Genomic DNA, 22,218 nt, shown 5'->3' on the forward strand with positions numbered 1-22,218 from the left:
TGGGTGAGTAACGTGCAGGGACGGTGAAACAACGGTGGTTAGGGCAATTTTCCGGCTTACGACGGCGGTGGATGCTGACGCATGGAACAGCGACCACTACAACCACAACTCCATCGGCAAGGAGGGGGCTCGACCCACGCGCTGCCTGTAGCGCCATCGCTGACCTAAGAAACCACTATGATCCCTAATTCTTGTCACGGCGTTGGGTGCAATAGCGGTAGCCAGAATATACGATTTCTAGTCGGCGCCGTGCAGAACCAGTACAGAATCATGATAGACGCTGCATCTTTACGATCAGGCCAATCCCCACTGCGGCCATCAGCCACTCGGACAAGGCTAACGCGAGTGGCATGCCAACCGTGCCGACCGTTGTCGCGAGGATACTTGCTGCCACCACTAGCACTGTTAGTCCGGCTATTTCATATCCGACGCGCAACCATGGCTTGTCCAGTGTGACGAGCACCGTGCCGGCCGCCAGGCGCAGCGTTATCCCGGGTATTGCCAGGCACAACCATTGAATCATGGTGTCGAGGCCATGGTATTTCGCGCCGAAGATCCAGTCGAAGCAGGGCGCGATCAGCCGCATGATGCTGGCCAACACAAGGCCATAGGCCAGCGCCGCTCCGAAGACCCAGCGCAGCAGGTGGGCGGTGCGCTTTGGCTGCGCCCGTCCTTCGCGGAACAGGCGAGGAACTGCGGAAAGCACCATCGCCACGACAGGTAGCGTAGCCGCGCCAATTACTCGCGCACCTGCGGAGTAAAGCCCAGCCATGGCAAGTGGGAGCAGCTTGGCGGCCAGGGTCTTGTCGAGCTCTCCTGGACCATTGCTGGTGAAGTTTGAAGCTGCATAGCCTGCGGTATGCCTCAATTCGCGTTGACTGGGCAGTCGCCAGCGTCGAACTGGAGGCCAGCAGTCGCGAGTTATCATGGCTGCGAAGCCAAGTGCGACCAATGATGCGGCGAAGTAACCCGCGGCATACGCCGCCAGTGGGTTGGCGGGTGCCAGCATGAACACGGCCGCAGCTGTGATGAGACGCAGTGCCAGCGGCAGGACTTGCATCAACTGCGAGCGCGCCACCTGACCCATTGCCAGCCGTTCGGCGATCGGAAGGCCGTAAAGCGGTTGCATTAGCAGTTCCGTGACGCCGATGGCGATCAGGGCAGCCATTGGAATGCCGGTTTCAGGTAGCGCCAGCAGCACGGTGGACAAGTAAATGCCGAGCAACACGCAGCCGCAGATCGTCGTGATCGGTATGGCGTATGCGAGTATGTCGTGCCGACTGGAACGGTCGGAGGATACGGATTTGATCAGCACGACATGCGTACCGAAGGTCGACAGCGTGCCCAGAATCACCGCCAGCGCACTGACGCCTGCAAACGCGCCGAACTGCTGCGGCCCCAACATGCGCGCGACGATCAACAACGTGCCGGCCTGAACGACAAGCCGCATTCCGAGCACAAATGTGGTGCGGATCGTACCTTTCGCAATCGGGCCGCGTAGGATCTCAAACCGCATGGGGGTTACTCTGCACCGATGTGACGCAGCCGACTGCACCGCGGCACAAACGAATTCCCTGTGCTGGATGAGCAGTGTAGCCTTGCACGGTGGGCACCGGCGCCCTGCCGGCAAACCGCTGCGCATTGCGCGGCACTACTGGTTTGCGTGGGTGCGTCCGTACGCGATCGGAGGGTACGATGATGGTGTGGCGCCTATGGCGGTGATGGCACGACAACACTGTTGTGGCTCTCCTGCGTCGCGTGCGTTTCGTTGCTGTCAGACAGGCCGTTGCTACCCTGCAGATCGCCGCCGCCACGCTGCTGACCAACGCCGTGCGTTTCGTTGCTGTCAGACAGGCCGTTGCTACAGGCAAATTTTCTCATCGTGGCATTTGTTGGCGCAGGAATTTCACCAAGAGTGCCGACAGCCTAGCGCATCGTCAGTCCATTTGAGGCGGTGTCATGGCGAGGCGCTCTGTTAGACCGAAAATCACCCGCCGGATTCTGTTGGCACCAGCGCCCGCATGCTTGCAATATCGCGCTCCAGCCTGCCGCCGGTATTGAGTGACTGTAGCGCCGCAATTTGTTTCTCCACCTCTGCATAGCGTCCTTGGGCTGCCAGCATGCGCGCCAAGGTGATGTGGTAGGCGGGTTCGCCTGGTGCGGTGGTAGTGGCATCCGAGAGCATCTGTAAACCCAACGCATGCTCGTCGAGCACATTCCACGCGTAGTCTCCATAGGTAGCCAACAGTCGGGCGCTTGGGTGTGGATGCGACAGTGCTGCAAGAAACGCCTCGGTCATGTGTTGCTTGGGCAGATCGCAGCGTTCCTCACGGGCGCATTGAGTCAGCGCTCCCAGCGAACTTTCGTCCTGCACGCCAGGCTTATGCGCTCTGAGCTTGGCAATCATGCTGTCCCACCACGCCTCCTTGATCGGCAGTCCCATGCGCGCGTTCATGAAAATCAGCGCCTGCTCCGGAAGAATCGATGAGTTCGGCAGTGCAGCCGCGTTTTCCAGCGGTACGTAGGCAAGCCGGGTGAACGGCGAAGCGGGATCGTAGTGCGAGTAGATGATGTAGGTGCGGCCCAGTTCGTATTGGGCACGCGGCGACTGCGGGGCGCGCGCGGCGAGATCTTCTGCCAGGCGCAGCGGGTTGCCCCAGGCGCAGGCGGTGAGGGCGGTCAGGACGGTCCAACAGAGTATCAGTCCGGTCAGCAACGCATATCGCGGCAGGGGTAGCAGGGAGTCTCGCGGTACGGCGAGCAGTGGCACGATCGCCAGCAGCAGGCCGAAGCTGGCGAAGTAGTTGCGGTGCTCGTAGATCAGTTCCAGCGGAAGGATGGTGCCAGTGAGCAACTGGCAGCCCAGGAACAGGGCGATGCCGAGCGCCGCCAATGGCCTGCTCCGGCGCAGCCACAGCATCAATGTGATCAGGGCGGCAAGAAAAGCCATGCAGACCAGCGTGCTCCAGGGGGAGAGCAATCCGGTCGAAACCTGGAAGTCGTCATGATAGAACGACAGCGCGCCCGGCGTGGGAAGCAGGGTCCAGGTGATGTAGTCGACGACGATGCGCGCTTCGCTGAGCAGGCGGGTGCCTAGAGTGAAATCGCGAGCAGCCCAGGTTTCTGGCCTCAGCACACCGGGCAGCAACCAAGCCAGCCCCACCACCATGGGCAAGGCGAGTACTAGCAGGAACAGACCGATCATGCGCAGGTCGGCGCGTTGCGGCGACGACGCGTCATGCTGCGCCTGTATCGGCCTGCCGAAACGGAACAGCGTCCATTCGACCAGGAGTGCATACAGGGGAAGCATCACCGCGGTTTCCTTGGCGAGGATACCGAGGACTGTCGGTATCGTGATGCTCGCTGCGCACAGGATCAAGCCCCGCCAGGTTCCGCCGCTCGCATGATCTGTGAGGTACCCGAGCATGCGGCGGCGACCTGTCACGTAGCCGAGCAACCCCAGCAGCACGAACAGGTTGGCCATGCTTTCCATGCGCTGCACCACATACAGCACGGCGGTGAGGTTGATCGGCAACAGCATCCAACCGGTAGCGATCAGTGCGGCGATGAGCGGAGTGCGCGGATGCCGACCGGAGGGATCAGATCGCAGCAGCGCCATCGAGAGCAGATACACCAGCCAGCCGTTCAGCAGATGGATCAGCAGGTTGGTCAGCTTCATCCAGTACGGATCGATGCCGGTGGTCAGGTAGTTGACGGCGAAGCTGAGCGACGACAACGGCCGCTTGAACTCGCTGGCCGGCGAGGCCAGCGCCGCACCGACCAGTGAGGGAAAGCTGGCATCGTGCGGTTGTACGCCCTTGTTGTCGACGATGTTGGGGTAGTCGTCGAACAGGAAGCCGCCGGATAGTCCCGGCCAGTAGACGGCCAGAGTGATGGCGAAGGCGCCAAGTAGCGTCAGGAGGCGCCATGGCGAGCGGCGAAGGAGGTCCATCAATCTAGAGTGCCTGCTGGAGAAGTATGGCGGGAAGTATTCATGGAGCCTGCTCTGGCGTCGAGCGCGAGTTGTCGGCGCAGATGATCCAGCTCGTGGGGCCAGTAGTGCTGGTGTTCGAGCACCCATGCGTGCAGCCATGGCATGCCGAAGCCGGGTTTCATGACGTTCCCGCTGACCGCTTCGTAGTGGTCGAGCAAGTGCAAGCCGTGTGACGGGTAGCCGGCGGCGCCCAGGGTCGCGGCGGCTTCGAGGGCTATGCCGGGCCGCACCTGCAGGTCGAGCGCGCGGGTGAAATCGGCCAGAGCCGCATCCGGCCGACCCTGCGCGAGCGCGATCTTGCCGCGCAGATAAGTCAGATCCTGTCGGGCGCCAGCGGCGGACAGCTTCGGATTCTCCAGCCCGGTGTCGATCAGTTCCAGCAGGCCTTGGAGGGTTAACCCGGGGCATTCGCCTGAGATCGTCACGGGCAGTGTGCGCTCGAACCAGTGGGTGAACAGGGTGCCGGTATTCGGAGTGCCTTGCATGGCGAGCTTCGCTGCAGCAAGATCAGTAGCCGTGATGCCGCCGACCATGCAGCGCGCGCCGATCAGGTTGAAGGCAAGCTGCACCTGACTTGGCTGATCCACGAGCAGTTTTTCCAGGCGCCGGATGGCCGCTTGCGGTCGCCCGGCCTGCATCTCGATCTGCGCGGCATTGGTCTGGGCACGTGCCGAATCGGGATTGATTTTGGCCCAAAGGAGTGCTTGGCTGTGCACGTTGCCCCATAGCTCGGCGCGGGCGTGGGTCATCCAAGCCAAGCCCAGCGGCAGCACCAGCATTAAGGCGACCTTGAGCAGGCGGAGGCTGCGTATATCGGCCAACCACAGACCAAGTGGCCAGAACATCAGCAGGGCAGGTAAGTAGTTGCGATGCTCGAAATAGAGCTCCAGCGGTATCGAGGTGGATTCCAGCAACTGGCCCGCGAAGTAGAATAGTATCGCCAACGCGAGTGCGGGATATCGCCGGCGTTGCCGCCAGGCCAGCCCGATCAGGACGAACACGGCCAATATGGCGGGTAGCGTGGTGATTGGCTGCAGCCACGAGGTCGAGGCGACGTACTGGTCGTTGAACAGGCCACTGGAGAACGGGCGCGGCAGCCACAGTAGCTGGAGGTAGTCCAGCAGCACGCGCGGTTCGGTGAGCAGGCGCTGGCCAATGCTCCACGGACGGAATCCCACCGGACCGCCGGCCAGCACGCTGTGGAGGCCGGTCCAAGACAGATAGCCGAGGATGATGAGTGAGGGAGCGGTGCCGCATGCAAGCAAGGCTAGCCGGTGTGTCTGTCGTGCTCGGCCATGTTGCACGGGGTGGCGCGGCGCAAGCGCGACGGCCTCAATCAACAGGGCGAATATCGGCAGCAGCACGCCGTTGGCCTTGGCTAGCATCCCCAATAGCGTGAAGCCGCCCAGGCCAAGAACGCTCCACGCCATGCCTGTCGCGGTTTTGCCTTGGGTCAACAGTTGGCGACCATGCAGCCAGAGCAGCAGACCGACGAGAGTGCAGGTGGCTGGCAGCATTGCCTCGCGCTGTACGATGTACAGCGTGGTGGAGACCAGCAGAGGATGCAACAGCCAGAGGGCGGTTCCCAACAGGGCGGCTGTTCGGCTTTGCCGTTCATCGTAACCCAACAGGCGACCTAACTGGGCCAGCAAGGCGTAGAGCAAGATTCCGTTGAGCAGGTGGAAGATCAGGTTGGTACGTTTGAATGGAAACGGACTTGCAGGCCAATTTTGTGCATCGAGCAGAAACGTCAGTAGCGTCAGTGGGCGGCCTGTGGGATCGGCAGTGCCGGAAGTGATGTAGCGCAAAAAGGCAAGCCAGTCATCAGTGGGGCCAGTAACGCCCAATGCGGGTAGGTTGGCGAAGTCGTCGAACAGAAAACCGCCGTGCAGGCCGGGTGAGTAAGCAACCCAAGTCAATCCCAAACCTAACAACAGGAACAGGGAAGGAGCCAAAAAACGACGGTGCATCGTATTTCCTGAAAAAAGAAGGGCCGCGCATGGCGGCCCTTCTAGGCTGGCGATGTCTGTCGCCGATTACTTGCGGCACGAAGTTGGCAGGTACTTCTGATCGACCGTCGACCCAGTACAGGTCCACTTGATCGACCCGGCCTGGGTGATGGGCGAGAGCACGAAAGTCTTGGAGCTGGGCAGGGCTGTCACGTTCGCCTTCGGGCCACCGAACGAGGCGGTAATGACGCCACCCACAACATCAACTTTGCTGACGTACTGTCCGTTGATGCTTTGGGATTGCGCCAAACCGATACTGGCGTTCTTGGCATTGGTCAGGGCGCCACGGTTCGAGTAGAACTCGGCAACAGCCGTCTTGGCGCCGTCGGTCAGCACCGCGCCCTCGGACACCTGCGTACGGATCAGGTAATCCTGGTAGGCAGGGATGGCGATCGCGGCGAGGATCGCGATGATCGCGACCACGATCATCAGTTCGATCAGGGTGAAGCCCTTCTGCATCTTCTTCATGGTGGTTCCTCTGTTTTGGTTAGCTAACCGTGTGATGCCCCCTGAGCCCCAGTCCCTTTATCCCCCTAGGCGGGATCGGACCCCACTCGCATGGTCGGAACGACCAGGAAGCTCGCGGCAAAGTCAAGCAGCATGTATGCCACGTTTGCCGCGGGTGTATTCCCTCACACCTGTAGGTGCTTGGATTGTGCCCGTCGTCACGAAAGCCCGCAAGCAGTGCCGATGATGCCCTGTGGATTCAAAAATTGTGACCCAGGTGCTGCGTTGCCCGGCGTGTCCTGAACAGGCCAAAAGTGACGTCGATTGTCAGTTTGTGTGCGCTGTGGCGATTCGAGCCTCTGGCTACCTGCGGCAGGAAGAGGGCAAGTACTTTGGGTCCAGCGTACTGGCTGAGCACGTCCAGGCGATGCTGCCGGCATGGGTGATGGGCGAAAGCAGCAGGTATATGCTGCCGCCGTTGATGTGGGTGTTGGCTTTGGTTCCCTGGTAGAGCACCTTGATGGCGCCACCCGTCACGTCCACACTGGATACATAACTGCCCTCAATCGATCTATTTTCGGCCAGGCCCGCCGACTGGTTGTTGGGCGGGAACCGCCCGGTGTTGGAGATGAAGTCCCACACCGCGGACTTAGCCCCGTCCGCCAGGCTCATGCCCTCGGTGACTTGCGTCCGGATCAGGTAGTCCTGATACGCCGGGATGGCGATGGCGGCCAGGATCGCGATGATCGCCACGACGATCATCAGTTCGATCAAGGTGAAACCGGCGGAAATGCGCTGGCGCAACATGGTGGACTCCCCTGTGAGTGCACCATGGACAGGCACGTTTTGTACCAAATGTGAAGACGGAGTGTGCGTCGCATCACAACAGTGAACTTGGCCGTAGAAGCCTCCCAAGCGCTCTACGGTCCATCTTGAACGGTTGCGGCCTGCTTGCGCCTCGACAGGTGTGCGCTTTACCGTCACCGCTTTGACCACCCAAGGGGATACCCCATGAAACCTCTGATTGCCGCGCTGCTGCTCGCGCTGGTGGCGGTGCCCGCGATGGCGGGTGACGTCGTGGATACCAGCTTCGTCAAGGCCGAGGGGGCGCATGCCTTCAACGTACGCGACCTGGTGATGATGGATCGGGTCGGCGACCCGCAGCTGTCGCCGGACGGGCGCTACGCGGCGTTCGGCGTGCGCAGTACCGACTACGCGGCGAACAAGGGCGTCAACGCGGTCTACGTGCTGGATCTGGCCAAAGACGGCCAGCCGGTGAAGGTGGTCGACAAGGGTAGTTCGGCGCGCTGGTCGGCAGATGGGCGCAGCCTGTATTTCGTGGCGCCGGCCAAGGGTGTGGCGCAGCTGTGGCGGGTGGATCTGGGCGGCAAGGGCGGCTTGAGCCTGGCCAAGCATGCCGTGCCGGTGCAGGTCAGTCATGGCGTGCTGGATCTCGGCGGCTACAAGCTGTCGCCGGACGGCAAGCAGGTGCTGCTGTCGTACGAGGTGTTCACCGACTGCGCCACGCTGGCCTGCACGCAGCAGCGCCTCGACGCGCGCGCCAAGGACAAGGCCAGCGGCACGCTCTACGACAAGCTGTTCGTGCGGCATTGGGATACCTGGGCCGACGGTCGGCGCAACCAGCTGTTCGTGACCCGCTTCGACGGCAAGGGCCAACTGGCCGGCGAGCCGAAGCGGCTCAGCCGTGGCATCGACGGCGACGTGCCGAGCAAGCCGTTCGGCGACGAGGGCGAGTTCGGCTTCGCGCCGGACGGCAGGACCGTGTATTTCGACGCGCGCATCGCCGGCACCAGCGAGCCGTGGTCGACCAATTTCGACGTGTACAGCGTGCCGGCCGACGGCTCGGCCGCGCCAAAAAACCTCACTGCCGAAAACAAGGCGTGGGACGCGTACCCGGTGGCCTCGCCGGACGGCAAGACGCTGTACTACCTGGCGATGAAGACCCCGGGCTTCGAGGCCGACCGCTTCGCGATCATGGCGCTGGACCTGGCCAGCGGCGCGAAGCGCGAGGTCGATCCGAAGTGGGATCGCTCGCCCGGCGGCCTCACGATTTCCGCCGACGGCAAGACGCTGTACGCCACTGCCGACGACAACGGCCAGCATCCGCTGTTCGCGATCGACGCGGCCACCGGCAAGGCCACCCAACTGGTGGGCGAAGGCACGGTGAGCGGCTTCTCGCTGGCCGCGGGCAAGCTGCTGCTGACCCGTGACGACCTGAAGCGGCCGGCCGACGTCTACCTCGCCGCCGCCGACGGCAGCAGCCTGAAGCAGGTCACCCATTTCAATGCGGCGGACCTGAAGAAAACGGCGATGGGCGACGCCGAGTTCTTCACCTTCAAGGGCTGGAACAACGAGACCGTGCAGGGTTACGTGGTGAAGCCGGCCGACTACAAGGCGGGGCAGACCTACCCGGTCGCTTTCATCATCCACGGCGGCCCGCAGGGCGCGATGAGCAACGGCTGGAGTTACCGCTGGAACCCGCAGACCTACGCCGGCCAGGGCTTCGCGGTGGTGACGGTGAACTTCCACGGCTCCACCGGCTACGGCCAGGCGTTCACGGACTCGATCTCCGGCGACTGGGGCGGCAAGCCGCTGGAAGACCTGAAGCTGGGCTGGAAAGCCGCGCTGGACAAGTACAGCTTCCTCGACGGCGACCGCGCCTGCGCGCTTGGCGCCAGCTACGGCGGTTACATGACCTACTGGATCGCCGGCGTGTGGAACCAGCCGTGGAAGTGCCTGGTCGACCACGACGGCGTGTTCGACACCCGCGCCATGTACTACGACACCGAGGAGCTGTGGTTCGAGGAGCGCGAGAACGGCGGCACCCAGTACGAGCACCCGGAGAACTACGAGAAGTTCAACCCGCTCGACCACGTCAAGGACTGGCGCGTGCCGATGCTGGTAGTGCACAGCGCCAAGGATTTCCGCATCCCGATCACCCAGGGCCTGGGCGCGTTCACTGCCATGCAGCGTCGCGGCATCCCCAGCCAGTTCCTGACCTTCCCCGACGAGAACCACTGGGTGCTGAAGCCGCACAACAGCGTGCAGTGGCACGACGCGGTGAACGCCTGGCTGAAGCAGTGGACGGCCAAGGACGCTCCAAAAGCCGCCTCGCATTGAGCCGGTTCGCATGATGAAAACGGCGGCCTCCGGGCCGCCGTTTTTTTGCTCCTCCCCTGCAAGGTGGGGGAGGGAGCACGGCTCTTGCGGTGGTGCGGGCTTTTGGTTCCTCCCCCTGCATGCAGGGGGAGGCTAGGAGGGGGTAGCTCCGGGCTGGCGAGCAAGATCAAGAGCACCCCACCCCGACCCTCCCCTGCGTTGCAGGGGAGGGAGCACGGCTCTTGCGGTGGTGCGGGCTTTTGGTTCCTCCCCCTGCATGCAGGGGGAGGCTAGGAGGGGGTAGCTCCGGGCTGGCGAGCAAGATCAAGAGCACCCCACCCCAGCCCTCCCCTGCGATGCAGGGGAGGGAGCACGGCTCTTGCGGTGGTGCGGGCTTTTGGTTCCCCCCCCTGCATGCAGGGGGAGGCTAGGAGGGGGTAGCTCCGGGCTGGCGAGCAAGATCAAGAGCACCCCACCCCGACCCTCCCCTGCGTTGCAGGGGAGGGAGCACGGCTCTTGCGGTGGTGCGGGCTTTTGGTTCCTCCCCCTGCATGCAGGGGGAGGCTAGGAGGGGGTGGCTCCGGGCTGGCGGAGAAGATCAAGAGCACCCCACCCCAGCCCTCCCCTGCGATGCAGGGGAGGGAGCACGGCTCTTGCGGTGGTGCGGGCTTTTGGTTCCTCCCCCTGCATGCAGGGGGAGGCTAGGAGGGGGTGGCTCCGGGCTGGCGGGGAAGATCAAGAGCACCCCACCCCAGCCCTCCCCTGCGATGCAGGGGAGGGAGGAAGATTACTACGGTGCGGGCTTTTGGTTCCTCCCCCTGCATGCAGGGGGAGGCTAGGAGGGGGTAGCTCCGGGCTGGCGGAGAAGATCAAGAGCACCCCACCCCAGCCCTCCCCTGCGATGCAGGGGAGGGAGCACGGTTCTTGCGGTGGTGCGGGCTTTTGGTTCCTCCCCCTGCATGCAGGGGGAGGCTAGGAGGGGGTAGCTCCGGGCTGGCGGAGAAGATCAAGAGCACCCCACCCCAGCCCTCCCCTGCGATGCAGGGGAGGGAGGAAGATTACTACGGTGCGGGCTTTTGGTTCCTCCCCCTGCATGCAGGGGGAGGCTAGGAGGGGGTAGCTCCGGGCTGGCGGAGAAGATCAAGAGCACCTCACCCCGACCCTCCCCTGCGTTGCAGGGGAGGGAGCACGGCTCTTGCGGTGGTGCGGGCTTTTGGTTCCTCCCCCTGCATGCAGGGGGAGGCTAGGAGGGGGTGGCTCCGGGCTGGCGGAGAAGATCAAGAGCACCCCACCCCAGCCCTCCCCTGCGATGCAGGGGAGGGAGAAAAGCATCAACTCAGCAGGGTGTGCAGGCGGCTGCGGGTGAAGGCGCCGAAGCGCAGTTGTTCGCACAGTGCGTCGAGCTGGTCGACGGGCGGCGGGCGGCGCTGCAGGACGTCGGCGGATTCGGCACCGGGGGCATCGAGGGCGATGCGGGTGAGGCGGCGATAGAGCCGCGCCTGTTCGGCGTGTTCGCGCAGTCTGGCGGCGCAGGCCACGGCGCCGCGCAGGCGCAGGAAGGCGACTTCGTCGATGCGCTCGAGCAGCGCGTCGAGGCTGCCGAAGTGGCTGAGCAGGGCGGCGGCGGTCTTGGCGCCGACGCCGGGCACGCCGGGGATGTTGTCCACGCTGTCGCCGCACAGGGCCAGGTAGTCGGCGACCTGGTGCGGGTGCACGCCGAGTTTCTCGTGCACGCCGGCCGGCCCCCAGCGCAGGCCGCGGGCGTAGTCCCACTGCTCGTCGTGCTCGCCCAGCAGCTGGCCGAAGTCCTTGTCGGCGGAGACGATCACGCTGCGCCAACCTTGCGCGCGCAGGTTCCACACGGTGCTGCCGATCAGGTCGTCGGCCTCGAAGCTGTGGTCGATCATCAGGTGCACGCCGAGTGCCTCGGTGATCGCGCGGCATTGCACGAACTGCCGTTCCAGGTCGGGCGGCGGCAGCTCGCGGTTGGCCTTGTACGGCGGGTAGATCGCGTTGCGGAACGAGCTGGTCAGCGAGGCGTCGAACGCCACCGCGATGTGTTCGGGCTGCACGCGTTCGAGCAGTTCGCACAGGAAGCGGGTGTAGCCGTGCACCGCGTTGACCGGGTGGCCGTCGGCGTCGTGGAATTCGTTCGGCATCGAGTGCCAGGCGCGGAAAACATACATGCTTCCATCGACCAGATGGACGGCTGGACGTCTGTTCGCCGATGCGTTCACGGCGTCCACGTGGAGAGCAGCTGGTCCAGCGCCGGGCGCTCGCGGTCGGGTGCCTCGATCTGCGGCGTGCCGAGGTGGACGAAGCCGACCACATGTTCGTTCTCCGCCAGGCCGAGGACGCCGGCCGCCTCGCAGTCGTAGGCGGCCCAACCGGTCAGCCATTGTGCGCCGTAGCCCAGCGCATAAGCGCCGAGCAGGATGTTGTGGGCGACGTTGCCGGCGCACAGCTTCTGCTCGATTTCCGGCACCGTGCTGTCGGCGTGCAGGCGGGCGACCACGGCGATCACCAGCGGCGCGAAGGTGTAGCGCGTGCGCTCCTTTTCCCGCTTGGCGTCGGACAGCTCCGGGTGCTGGCGTTCGGCAATCGCCGCCAGCCGCTCGCCGAACGCCAGCTTCGCCTCGCCCTGCAGGCGGATCAGCCGGAACGGCACCAGCTTGCCGTGGTCGGGCACGCGGATCGCCGCTTCCAGCAGTTCGCGCAGGCTCGCCTCGTCCGGCGCGGGCTCGCCGAGCTGGCGCGAGGGGACGGAATGGCGTTGCTGGAGCAGGGACAGGGCAGCGGGCATGGAGCGGTTCTTTCGATGGGGGAATGCCCATGCTAGCGGGCGGGCCGATGACGCGCGAACCGTCATGCCGACTGCGGCAGCTTGAACGAGCCAGGCAACAGGGCGGTCACCGTGGTCTGCCGGGTGTCGCCGTGCAGGTTCGCCAGCAGCACCGGCATGGCGTCGTCGCACAGTTCGGACATCACCTGGCGGCAGGCGCCGCAGGGGCTGACCGGGTTATCGGTATCGGCGATCACCGCGATGGCGACGAAGTCGCCAGGCCGGCAGCCGGCGGCGACGGCGTTGAACAGGGCGGTGCGTTCGGCGCAGTTGCACAGGCCATACGAGGCGTTCTCCACGTTGCAGCCGCTGAAGCGGCGGCCATCGCGGGTCAGCAGCGCGGCACCGACCGCGAAGTTCGAATACGGCGCGTAGGCCTGTTCACGCGCGCTGCGCGCCAGGGCCAGCAGGTCGTCGAAAGCGTCGGCAGTGGTGGTGGGCATCGGGATCTCCGGCGATGACCCCGGGCAGTGGCTGCCGGCGGGCCAGCTTACTCTTTTGGATCGGTCCGGATCAAAGGCCGTCGCTGCCGCTAAGATGACCGGACCACTGCCGAGGGGATGCACCATGCCGATCACCGTAGCCGCCTTGCGTGAGACCGCCGCCGGGGAGCGGCGCGTGGCGATCACACCCGAAATGGCGAAGAAACTGCGCGGCAAGGGCCTGCGCGTACTGCTGGAACGTGATGCGGGGCGCGCTGCGGGTTTCCCTGACGCCAGTTATGCCGAGGCCGAATTCGCCGACGCGGCCGGCGTGCTGGCGCAGGCCGACGTACTGGCCTGCGTGTTGCCGCCGGCCGATGCGGTGTTCGCCGGCTTGCGCGAGGGTAGCGTGGTGGTCGGCCAGTTGCGTCCGTACGGCGCGGCCGGGCGCGTCGCCGCGCTGACCGCGCACAAGCTCACCGCGTTCTCGCTGGAGCTGCTGCCGCGCACTACCCGCGCGCAGGCGATGGACGTGCTGAGTTCGCAGGCGGCGGTGGCCGGTTACCGCGCCATGCTGATCGCGGCCGAGGCGTCGCCGAAGTTCTTCCCGATGCTGACCACCGCCGCCGGCACCATCCGCCCGTCGAAGGTGCTGGTGATCGGCGCCGGCGTGGCCGGCCTGCAGGCGATCGCCACCGCGCGCCGGCTCGGTGCGCAGACTGAGGGCTACGACGTGCGTCCGGAAACGCGCGAGCAGGTAGAGTCGTTGGGCGCGAAATTCCTCGACCTCGGCGTCAGTGCCGCCGGCAGCGGCGGCTATGCGCGCGAGCTGTCGGCGGAGGAGCGTGCCGCGCAGCAGCAGGCACTGGCCGACCACCTGAAATCGTTCGACGTGGTGGTCTCCACCGCCGCGGTGCCGGGGCGGCCGGCGCCGAAGATCCTCACGGCCGCGATGGTCGAGGGCATGAAGCCGGGCGCGCTGATCGTCGACCTGGCCGCCGAGAGCGGCGGCAACTGCGAGCTGACCCGGCCGGGCGAGCGGGTCGAGCATGGCGGTGTGGTGATCCTCGGGCCGCTGAACCTGCCGGCCGGCGCGCCGCTGCACGCGTCGGAGATGTACGCGCGCAACGTGTTCAACTTCGTCGAGCTGCTGGTGCGCGACGGCGCCTTGAAGCCGGATTTCGACGACGAGCTGGTGGCGAAGAGCTGCCTCACCCACGCCGGTGAGACGCGCTTCGCCGGCTGAGCGAACCGTAGGGCGATCACCGCCCGTCAGTAAGGCGTGTTTCATGATGCCGCAGGGCGGGCACGGCCCGCCGGCTTTCGACGGTCCGGAGCGGCGGGCGGTGCCCGCCCCACCCACGGTTGCGCGGGGATTCCTGCGGGAGCGCGCGGGCCGGGACGAGCCGTCGCTCAGGGGTGGCCCGGGTCGCCAGGCGGTGGCGGAGGCGGGCGGTCGTGGCCGTGGCGCTCGTCCCAGTGCAGGCGTTCGGCCGGCGGCAGCGCGTGCCATTCGCGGATCAGTTGCTCGCGCTGCGCCGGCGGCAGTTGCTGGAAGCGCTCGAAGGTGGCGTGCAACTGCTCGCGCTGCTGCGGCGGCAGCTGGTGGAACTTGCGCATGTTCTCGCGTGCCTGGTGGCGCTCGTCCGGCGTCATCTGTTGCCAGCGGGCGATGTGCTGGCGGATTTCCTCGCGCCGTTCCGGCGGCAGGGTGGCCCAGCGTTCGGCGCGCTGCAGCATGCGCGATTGCTTGCGCGGCGACAGGCTGTCCCAGGTTTTCTGCAGCGGCGCCAGCACGTCGCGCTGGGCCGGGTCGAGGCTGTTCCACGGGCGCGGCGGCGGCATGTCGCCGCGGGACGTCGGCGGCGCGTCCTGCGCGTGCAACGGCGCCGCGGCGACGCCGCCGAGCAGGGCGGCCAGCAACAGCGGCAGGAGCGGGCGGAGGATTCGGGTCATGGCTCAGCGGGCTGCGGCATGGCTGCCGGCGGAAGCCAGCCAGCCGTAGAAGTCGAGGTTCTGGTAGAGGTTCGGGTCGGTCTTGTCGGCGTCCGGCGGCAGCTCGTTGTCCAGCTCGTCGGCGCTGCTGGCGGGCTGCATCGCGGTGCTGGCGTGCGGCGGCGGCAACGGCTGCCACACCAGCATCGTGGCCAGCGCGATCACCGCGAAGGCGCCGGTCGGGATCAGCCAGCGGACGGCACGACGCGCAGGGGCCTGCACCGCGTCCAGCGCCTGCCGCCGCGCCGCGCGCAGGCGTCCGGCGGTGGCCGGGTCGATGCGCTGCGCGGCCTCGTGCCAGAGTTCGCGGGCGCGCTGTTCGAGATGCTTGTCGGGCGAAGTCATCGCCAGTCCTCCAGTTGGTCGCGCAGATGATGCATCGCGCGCGATAGATGGGTTTTCACGCTGCCTTCGGAGCAACCCATGGCTTGGGCGGTTTCCGCCACGTCCAACCCTTCCAGCATGCGCAGCATGAACGCTTCGCGCTGGCGCTGTGGCAGTTGCCGGACCGCGGCGGCCAGGTCCGCATACGACTGCACGTCGTGCAGCCGGCCCAGCGGATCCTGGCCGGGGTCGGCCGGCTCCCATGCGGGTAGTTCGTCGCCGTCGTCGTCGCGGCCGCCGCCGAGCCAGCCCACCACGATCGAGCGCACCTTGCGCCGGCGCTGCAGGTCGACCACGCGCCGGCGCAGGATGCCCCAGAACAGCGGCGCCCATTCCATGGCGGGCTTGTCGCGGTAGTGCCTGACCAGCCGCAGCATGGCGTCCTGCACCGCGTCCATGGCGTCCTCGCGCTGGCGCAGCTGCAGCTCGGCCATGCGGAACGCGCGCCGCTCGACCTGCGCCAGGAACGCATCCAGCGTGGCGGGCGTTTCGCGCGCGTCGCCCAGCAGGTCCGTGTCGAGTGTGCCGGCCACGCCGTTCATGGGCTCGTCGGCCGCAGCGTCGGGTGAAGCATCCTCGGGCTCCAGCGGGGGGTACCCGGTGTTCAACGCGGCAGGCTCGCACGGGTTGACCGGCACCCGTATGATGCAGACTCGACGTCCTGGCGGGCGGCTCTCACGGGGGATGGGCTCATGATCGACGGTTTCCTGGCGCTGTACATCTTCATGCTGGCCGCCTTTACCGGCTATGAAATCATCGCGCGGGTGCCGGTGATCCTGCACACGCCGCTGATGTCCGGCTCCAACTTCGTGCACGGCATTGTGCTGGTCGGGGCGATGATCGCGCTAGGCCACGCGCAGACGCCGTTCGAGATCGCGATCGGCTTCATCGGCGTGCTGCTGGGCGCCGGCAACGCCGCCGGCGGCTACGTGGTGACCGAGCGGATGCTGGAGATGTTCAAGTCCAGCAAGCCGGACGCCGGCAAGGGAGCCAAGTGATGAGCTGGTTGCCGACGCTGATCAAGGCCTGTTATTTCCTCGCCGCGCTGCTGTTCATCCTCGGCCTGAAACGCATGAGTTCGCCGCGCACCGCGCGCGGCGGCATCGTGTGGGCAGGCTACGGCATGTTGCTGGCGGTGCTGGCCACGTTGTTCCTGCCGGACATGCACAACCGCGGGCTGATCGTTGCCGCGGTGCTGGTCGGCGTCAGTGCCGCCTGGTGGAGCGGCAAGCGCGTGGCGATGACCGCGATGCCGCAGATGGTGGCGCTGTACAACGGCATGGGCGGCGGTGCGGCGGCGGCGATCGGCGCGGTCGAGCTGATCGGCTACGCGCGCGGGCTGGGCCTGCTGCAGGCGGTACCGGATACCTCGCCGCTGCGGCCCGAAGCCTGGGCGGTGAACGGCCTGCCGCCGGCGCTGTCGCCGACCGAGCTGGCGCTGGGCGTGCTCGGCGCGCTGATCGGCGCGGTGAGCTTCTCCGGTTCGCTGGTCGCGTTCGCCAAGCTGCAGGGCTGGATGGACAAGCGCTTCGTGTTTCCCGGCCAGCGCACGGTGAACCTGTTGCTGCTGGCGGCGGCGGTGGTCGCCGGCGTGCTGCTTGCCACCAGTCACGCCAGCCCGGCGCTGATCGCGGCGTTCTTCGCGCTGGCGCTCGCCTTCGGCCTGATGATGACCTTGCCGATCGGCGGCGCCGACATGCCGGTGGTGATCTCGCTGTACAACGCGTTCACCGGCCTGGCGGTGTCGTTCGAGGGTTTCGTGCTGGGCAACGAGGCGATGATCATCGCCGGCATGGTGGTCGGCGCGGCCGGCACGCTGCTGACCCAGCTGATGGCCAAGGCGATGAACCGCTCGATCGGCAACGTGCTGTTCGGCAGCTTCGGCGCGGCCGGCGGCGAGGCGCAGGCGATCGAGGGCGCGCAGAAGCCGATCGACGCTTCCGACGCGGCGGTGATGATGGCGTACGCCGAACGCGTGGTGATCGTGCCCGGCTACGGCCTGGCGGTGGCGCAGGCGCAGCACAAGGTGTGGGAGTTTGCGCAACTGCTGATCAAGCGCGGGGTGAAGGTGAAGTTCGCGATCCACCCGGTGGCCGGGCGCATGCCCGGGCACATGAACGTGCTGCTGGCCGAGGCCGGCGTACCGTACGACCTGATCGCCGACATGGACGACATCAACCCGGAGTTCCCGGCCACCGACGTGGCGCTGGTGATCGGTGCGAACGACGTGGTCAATCCACTGGCCAAGACCGACCCGGCCTCGCCGATCTACGGCATGCCGATCCTCGACGTCAGCGCGGCCAAGCACGTGATCGTGATCAAGCGCGGCCGCGGTACCGGCTTCGCCGGCATCGAGAACGCGCTGTTCTACGCCGACAACACCCGCATGCTGTACGGCGAAGGCCAGGCCGCGGTGGGCGAACTGGTGGCGTCGCTGAAGGACATCGACGCCTGAGTCGGCTGGCACCTTCCATGGGGTGGGTGCGGCCGGCCGCGTTTCTGCAGGAGCGCAGGGCGGTGCCCGCCCGGCGTCGTGATGGCTGGTTTCAGCGCCGGCGCGACGGGCGCCAGGCCAGCCATGCGGCCAGCAGCATGCCCAGCGCGGCATCGGCCAGGTCCGCCGGCGACAGCGCCATCCGTGCCAGCTGCCACAGCATGCCGGGGCCGGCGGTGCGCATCGCCTCGATCAGACCCATGCCCATGTTGCCGGCAATCAGCACGCCGGCAACCAGCAGGTTGACGTAGAACGCGGCCAGCAGGGTGGCGCCCGCCGCCAGCAGTGCGGCGAACGTGCCCGGCAGGCGCACGCAGGTGCGGATGGTCCACGCCAGCAGCGCGCCGATCGGCAATGCCAGCCACGGCAGCGGGTGGCGCAGATACAGCGCCGCCACCATCCACACGGCGCCGGCGGCCAGGCCCAGCATCGCAGCGCTGAACAGCGCGAACACGGACAGCGCCACGGTACGCACGCTCATCGGCGGCGACACGTCAGGAGGGCAGTGCGCATGCGTTTTCCCGTCGGGTAAAGCGGCCATCATAACGTGTCGTCGGCGGGGCTCCCTTGACTCCGGCGGGTTCCGGCCTGATCTGGGACAAGCGGCCGCACGCGGCGAGCGGCATAATACGCACTCCGGGCTCGACGCATGGCCGCGCCCGCAGATACAGGATCGGCGTTGGCATGAGCGGTTTCAGTCTGAGCAGTGAACCCTTCACCCTGGTGCGCGACTGCAGCGCCGTGATGGTGCCGCAAGGCGACGAGGTGACCCTGCCGGCCGGGCAGATCGGCTACATCACCCAGGCCCTGGGCGGCAGCTTCACCGTCTACGTGGAAGGCAACCTGTTCCGCATCGCCGGCGACGACGCCGACGCGCTGGGCAAGGAGCGGCCGGCGCCGATCGAGGTACCGGACGACGCCACCAATGCGGACGTGGAGAAGCTGGCGTGGGACCAGTTGCGCACCGTGTTCGATCCGGAAATCCCGGTGAACGTGGTCGAGCTGGGGCTGGTCTACGACCTCAGCCTGGAGCAGACCGAATCCGGCGCGCGCAAGGTCTACGTGAAGCTCACCCTGACCGCGCCCGGCTGCGGCATGGGCGACATCCTGGTCGACGACGCGCGCACCAAGCTGGAGATGATCCCCACGATCGCCGAAGCCGACGTGGACCTGGTGTTCGACCCGCCGTGGACGCATTCGATGATGTCCGACGCGGCGAAGCTCGAAACCGGCATGCTCTGAAGCTGCCTGCCGGCCATCGCGCCGGCGCGTGGATCGCGGGGACCGCATGGGCTTTCCGCGTGTCCCGGTGCGCCTGCCGGCGGCGCTGCACGCGACGTCGCTGGCCGCAAGTCCGCATCGCCGCTTCGCGCAATAAATAACGACATCGAACCGTATACGCCGCCGCGATAGGCCGCGTGCCCGCCGTTTGCGGCGCCACGCGCCGATCCCGCGTCCTGTGACTGCCGTCACCCGGCGTAGGAAAAAGTCAGATTGTTGCGATGGTCCGCAAGGAATAACGTAACCGGATTCGTCATCGGGGAGGTTGGCGGATGATCCTTTGGCGGCGTCATCGCCGTCTTGCAACTACGCGTCCACGTGCTGCCGGTGCAAGGGAATGCCGGGGGGTGGCAGCCGATACGGGCGTATTTTGGGATCGCTAGACAGCACACGAACCAAGGGGCCGTGCCGAGCACGGCAATTCTGCATGGGGTCTACGTGGCCGCATCGGGCCCGTTTGTCCCGAAAATAGTGTCTAGGAGTTTTTCAATGCCCAATCATTACCGTCTGAAGCTGCTGGTGGCCGCGATCGGCATGGCTACCGCATCGGTGGCCACCGCTGCCAACACGAAGACCTTGCGTGCGCAGAATCTCGGCGCGGTACCGGTCAGCTCGCTGGCCGCCCACCTCAACCTCGGCCAGAACATGTCGTTGGCGCCGCGAGGCGCGGCCGCCATTGCCAACGGGCACAAGGTGGTGCGTCAGCAGCAGATGTACCGTGGTGTGCCGGTCTACGGCCGCAGCATTGCCGTAGTGCAGGACGCCAGCGGAAACGCGCTGCGCGCCACTGGCGAACTGATGCCGGAAGGTCAGCTCGGCCTGGCTTCGGTCACGCCGAAGCTGGATGGCGGCCGTGCCCTCGCTGCGCTGCGGTCGCATGCGCACACCAGCCTGGCCGGCGGCGCCACGGTCGGCAACGAGCAGACCGACCTGTTCGTCTACCCGCAGGACAACGGCACGGTGCGCCTGGTCTACCGCGTGTCCTACTTCGTCGGCGGCGCCAATCCGTCGCGCCCGACCGCGATCGTCGACGCCAACACCGGTGAAGTGATCCAGAGCTGGAACGGCCTGACTGATGCTTCCGCCACTGGTCCCGGCGGCAACACAAAGACCGGCAAGTACCTCTACGGCACCAACTACGCCGCACTCGACGTGACCCAGTCCGGCAGCACCTGCACGCTGCAGAACACCAACGTCAAGACCAACAACCTGCGCCAGGGCACCACCGGTTCGGTGGTCAGCTTCACCTGTCCGAACAGCGACACCGACGCGATCAACGGCGCCTACTCGCCGGTCAACGACGCCCACCACTTCGGCGGCGTGACCCACGACATGTACATGGCCTACGTCGGCGTGGCGCCGCTGAACTTCCAGCTGGTGATGAACGTGCACTACAAACTGAACTACGAGAACGCGTTCTGGAACGGCACGGCGATGTACTTCGGCGACGGTGCCAGCACGTTCTACCCGCTGGTGTCGCTGGATGTGACCAGCCACGAGATCAGCCATGGCTACACCGAGCAGCACTCCGCGCTGCAGTACTCAGGGCAGTCAGGCGGCATCAACGAGGCGTATTCGGACATCGCCGGCGAGGCGGCCGAATTCTTCGACCGCGGCGGCAACGACTGGCTGGTCGGCGCCGACATCATGAAGAGCGGTACCGCGCTGCGCTGGATGTGCACGCCGACCCAGGATGGCGGTTCGATCGACAATGCCGCCAACTTCACTTCCACCATGGACGTGCACTACAGCAGCGGCGTGTACAACAAGGCGTTCTGCCTGCTGGCCAAGACCGCCGGCTGGGATACCAAAAAGGCCTTCCAGGTGTTCGCGCTGGCCAACAAGGTTTACTGGAATGCCACCACCAGCTTCAACTCCGGCGCCTGCGGGGTGGAATCGGCGGCCCAGGATCTGGTCTACAACAAGAGTGATGTGACCACCGCGTTCGCCGGGGTGGGCGTGGCCTGCGCGGGCGGCGGCGGTGGCGGCACCACCACCGAACTGCAGAACAACGTGGGCGTCACCGGCGTGTCGGGTGCGACAGGTGCCGACAACGATTACTTCATCACCGTGCCGACCGGTGCCAGCAACCTGGTGATGTCGATCTCCGGCGGCACCGGCGATGCCGACCTGTACACCAAGTTCGGCAGCGCGCCGACCACCACCAGCTACGACTGCCGCCCGTACAAGACCGGCAATGCGGAAAGCTGCAGCGTGGCCGCGCCGAGTGCCGGCAAGTACTACATCAAGGTGCACGGCTACTCGGCGTACTCCGGCGTCACCGTCAAGGCGTCCTACAGCACCGGCGGCGGTACCGGCGGTCTGCAGAACGGCGTGCCGGTGACTGGCTTGGCCGGTTCGGCGAGCCAGGAGCTGAGCTATACGGTGACGGTGCCGGCGGGCAGCAACCTGACCATCGCCACCTCCGGCGGCACCGGCGACGCGGACCTGTACGTGAAGAAGGGTTCGGCGCCGACCACCAGCAGCTACGACTGCCGTCCGTACAAGACCGGCAATGCCGAAAGCTGCTCGTTCAGCGCGGCCTCGGGCACGTACTACATCAAGGTGCGCGGTTACACGTCGTTCTCCGGCGTGTCGCTGAAAGCCACCTGGTAAGCCCCCTGGCGGGCCAGGGACGGTCCGCCGTTTCACCCAAGGAGCAGTAATAGGCAACGCGGGCCCGGTCGGATCGACCGGGCCCGTTTTTCATGCGCGAAAGTCAGCCGGCGACTTCCTCGAAACGGTTGGCGTCGCGGTTCTTGCGCACCTTGGCCGGATCCCACACGCGGCCGTTCATGGCGATGTAGACGCCGTCGGGCAGGGTCTGCACCGCGGCCACCGCGCAACCGATGTTGAACACCGCGTCGGAACCCTGGAAGCGCGCCGGGTTCAGCGCGCCGGTCAGCACGATCACCTTGCCCTTGATGCTGGCCAGTTCGCGCGCGGTCTCGACCATGGTGTCGGTGCCGTGGGTGACCAGCACGTGGCGGTGCGGCTGCGCCTCGATCGTCGAGCGCACCAGCGCGCGGTCCTCGGCGCCCATGTGCAGGCTGTCCTTGCGCAGGATCGGGATCACGTCGAACTGGAACGCCACGCCGAGCTGGCCGAGGATCTCGCCGATCTGCGGCGCGCCGATCTTGTAGTCCGACTTGTCGTCGAAGTAGATCTTGTCGATGGTGCCGCCGGTGGTGACGATGGTCAGGTGCTGCATGTCGGTGGGCCGTGGGAAA

At 66.1% G+C, this 22,218-nt stretch carries 20 protein-coding genes; 6 read left to right on the forward strand and 14 right to left on the reverse strand.

Annotated features, from left to right (window positions below; genetic code table 11):
* Nucleotides 1–268: 268 nt before the first annotated feature.
* The 6 genes from R2APBS1_RS04480 to R2APBS1_RS04500 all read right to left on the reverse strand — a co-directional run bounded on the left by R2APBS1_RS04480 (nt 269) and on the right by R2APBS1_RS04500 (nt 7,257).
* Complete coding sequence (locus R2APBS1_RS04480) at nt 269–1,516, reverse strand: lipopolysaccharide biosynthesis protein (protein WP_015447045.1); 1,248 nt, start codon at nt 1,514–1,516, stop codon at nt 269–271.
* Between the two features lie 194 nt (nt 1,517–1,710).
* A complete protein-coding gene (locus tag R2APBS1_RS20005; protein ID WP_157769699.1) occupies nt 1,711–1,881 on the reverse strand; it encodes a hypothetical protein in 171 nt (56 codons plus the stop codon).
* A 106-nt stretch (nt 1,882–1,987) separates the two neighbouring features.
* A complete protein-coding gene (locus tag R2APBS1_RS04485) occupies nt 1,988–3,952 on the reverse strand; it encodes a hypothetical protein (RefSeq protein ID WP_015447046.1) in 1,965 nt (654 codons plus the stop codon).
* Complete coding sequence (locus tag R2APBS1_RS04490; protein ID WP_015447047.1) at nt 3,952–5,964, reverse strand: tetratricopeptide repeat protein; 2,013 nt, start codon at nt 5,962–5,964, stop codon at nt 3,952–3,954. The genes R2APBS1_RS04485 and R2APBS1_RS04490 overlap by 1 nt, the downstream gene beginning before the upstream one ends.
* 66 nt (nt 5,965–6,030) lie before the next feature.
* Nucleotides 6,031–6,471 carry a pilin gene (locus tag R2APBS1_RS04495; protein ID WP_015447048.1) on the reverse strand — a complete coding sequence of 147 codons (441 nt, stop codon included), beginning with the start codon at nt 6,469–6,471 and terminating at the stop codon, nt 6,031–6,033.
* A gap of 342 nt (nt 6,472–6,813) precedes the next feature.
* Nucleotides 6,814–7,257 carry a pilin gene (locus tag R2APBS1_RS04500; protein ID WP_015447049.1) on the reverse strand — a complete coding sequence of 148 codons (444 nt, stop codon included), beginning with the start codon at nt 7,255–7,257 and terminating at the stop codon, nt 6,814–6,816.
* Nucleotides 7,258–7,461: 204 nt separating this feature from the next.
* Between R2APBS1_RS04500 and R2APBS1_RS04505 the strand changes: the two genes are divergently transcribed.
* Nucleotides 7,462–9,591, forward strand: a complete 2,130-nt coding sequence (locus R2APBS1_RS04505) for an alpha/beta hydrolase family protein (protein ID WP_015447050.1) — start codon at nt 7,462–7,464, stop codon at nt 9,589–9,591.
* Nucleotides 9,592–10,901: 1,310 nt separating this feature from the next.
* On the opposite strand, the gene R2APBS1_RS04510 is transcribed toward R2APBS1_RS04505, so the two are convergent.
* From R2APBS1_RS04510 to cdd, 3 genes are all read right to left on the reverse strand, one after another.
* Complete coding sequence (locus R2APBS1_RS04510; RefSeq protein WP_236127005.1) at nt 10,902–11,756, reverse strand: 5'-3' exonuclease; 855 nt, start codon at nt 11,754–11,756, stop codon at nt 10,902–10,904.
* Between the two features lie 47 nt (nt 11,757–11,803).
* The gene (locus R2APBS1_RS04515) at nt 11,804–12,373 is read right to left on the reverse strand and encodes a nitroreductase family protein (protein ID WP_015447052.1); all 570 of its coding nucleotides are present in this window, start codon (nt 12,371–12,373) and stop codon (nt 11,804–11,806) included.
* Nucleotides 12,374–12,435: 62 nt separating this feature from the next.
* Nucleotides 12,436–12,855 carry a cytidine deaminase gene (gene cdd, locus R2APBS1_RS04520; protein WP_015447053.1) on the reverse strand — a complete coding sequence of 140 codons (420 nt, stop codon included), beginning with the start codon at nt 12,853–12,855 and terminating at the stop codon, nt 12,436–12,438.
* A gap of 124 nt (nt 12,856–12,979) precedes the next feature.
* On the opposite strand from cdd, the gene R2APBS1_RS04525 reads away from it, so the two are divergent.
* Nucleotides 12,980–14,080: an NAD(P) transhydrogenase subunit alpha gene (locus R2APBS1_RS04525; RefSeq protein WP_015447054.1), complete on the forward strand. Its 1,101-nt coding sequence runs from the start codon at nt 12,980–12,982 to the stop codon at nt 14,078–14,080.
* Nucleotides 14,081–14,247: 167 nt separating this feature from the next.
* Here R2APBS1_RS04525 and R2APBS1_RS04530 read toward each other — a convergent pair whose 3' ends face one another.
* From R2APBS1_RS04530 to R2APBS1_RS04540, 3 genes are read right to left on the reverse strand one after another with little or no spacing between them, the layout of a single operon-like run.
* The gene (locus R2APBS1_RS04530) at nt 14,248–14,790 is read right to left on the reverse strand and encodes a DUF3106 domain-containing protein (RefSeq protein WP_015447055.1); all 543 of its coding nucleotides are present in this window, start codon (nt 14,788–14,790) and stop codon (nt 14,248–14,250) included.
* A gap of 3 nt (nt 14,791–14,793) precedes the next feature.
* Complete coding sequence (locus R2APBS1_RS04535) at nt 14,794–15,174, reverse strand: hypothetical protein (RefSeq protein ID WP_015447056.1); 381 nt, start codon at nt 15,172–15,174, stop codon at nt 14,794–14,796.
* Nucleotides 15,171–15,755: an RNA polymerase sigma factor gene (locus R2APBS1_RS04540; protein WP_015447057.1), complete on the reverse strand. Its 585-nt coding sequence runs from the start codon at nt 15,753–15,755 to the stop codon at nt 15,171–15,173. The genes R2APBS1_RS04535 and R2APBS1_RS04540 overlap by 4 nt, the downstream gene beginning before the upstream one ends.
* Before the next feature lie 150 nt (nt 15,756–15,905).
* Between R2APBS1_RS04540 and R2APBS1_RS04545 the strand changes: the two genes are divergently transcribed.
* Together R2APBS1_RS04545 and R2APBS1_RS04550 are read left to right on the forward strand one after the other, a co-directional pair.
* A complete protein-coding gene (locus R2APBS1_RS04545; protein ID WP_008435546.1) occupies nt 15,906–16,211 on the forward strand; it encodes an NAD(P) transhydrogenase subunit alpha part 2 in 306 nt (101 codons plus the stop codon).
* On the forward strand, nt 16,211–17,668 hold the full coding sequence (locus tag R2APBS1_RS04550) for an NAD(P)(+) transhydrogenase (Re/Si-specific) subunit beta (RefSeq protein WP_015447058.1): 1,458 nt from the start codon (nt 16,211–16,213) through the stop codon (nt 17,666–17,668). Before R2APBS1_RS04545 ends, R2APBS1_RS04550 begins: the two co-directional genes overlap by 1 nt.
* A 91-nt stretch (nt 17,669–17,759) precedes the next feature.
* Here the strand turns inward: R2APBS1_RS04550 and R2APBS1_RS04555 are convergent, their stop codons facing one another.
* On the reverse strand, nt 17,760–18,188 hold the full coding sequence (locus R2APBS1_RS04555; RefSeq protein ID WP_015447059.1) for a hypothetical protein: 429 nt from the start codon (nt 18,186–18,188) through the stop codon (nt 17,760–17,762).
* A 203-nt stretch (nt 18,189–18,391) separates the two neighbouring features.
* On the opposite strand from R2APBS1_RS04555, the gene sufT reads away from it, so the two are divergent.
* Together sufT and R2APBS1_RS04565 are read left to right on the forward strand one after the other, a co-directional pair.
* Nucleotides 18,392–18,949, forward strand: a complete 558-nt coding sequence (gene sufT / locus R2APBS1_RS04560; protein WP_007514345.1) for a putative Fe-S cluster assembly protein SufT — start codon at nt 18,392–18,394, stop codon at nt 18,947–18,949.
* Between the two features lie 528 nt (nt 18,950–19,477).
* The gene (locus R2APBS1_RS04565; RefSeq protein ID WP_015447060.1) at nt 19,478–21,604 is read left to right on the forward strand and encodes a M4 family metallopeptidase; all 2,127 of its coding nucleotides are present in this window, start codon (nt 19,478–19,480) and stop codon (nt 21,602–21,604) included.
* 103 nt (nt 21,605–21,707) lie between these two features.
* Here R2APBS1_RS04565 and R2APBS1_RS04570 read toward each other — a convergent pair whose 3' ends face one another.
* Entirely contained in the window at nt 21,708–22,199 is a 492-nt protein-coding gene (locus R2APBS1_RS04570; protein ID WP_007514349.1) for an asparaginase domain-containing protein, read from the reverse strand.
* Nucleotides 22,200–22,218: the final 19 nt, after the last annotated feature.

Origin of the sequence: Rhodanobacter denitrificans, from assembly GCF_000230695.2 — a bacterium.
Classification (GTDB): domain Bacteria; phylum Pseudomonadota; class Gammaproteobacteria; order Xanthomonadales; family Rhodanobacteraceae; genus Rhodanobacter; species Rhodanobacter denitrificans.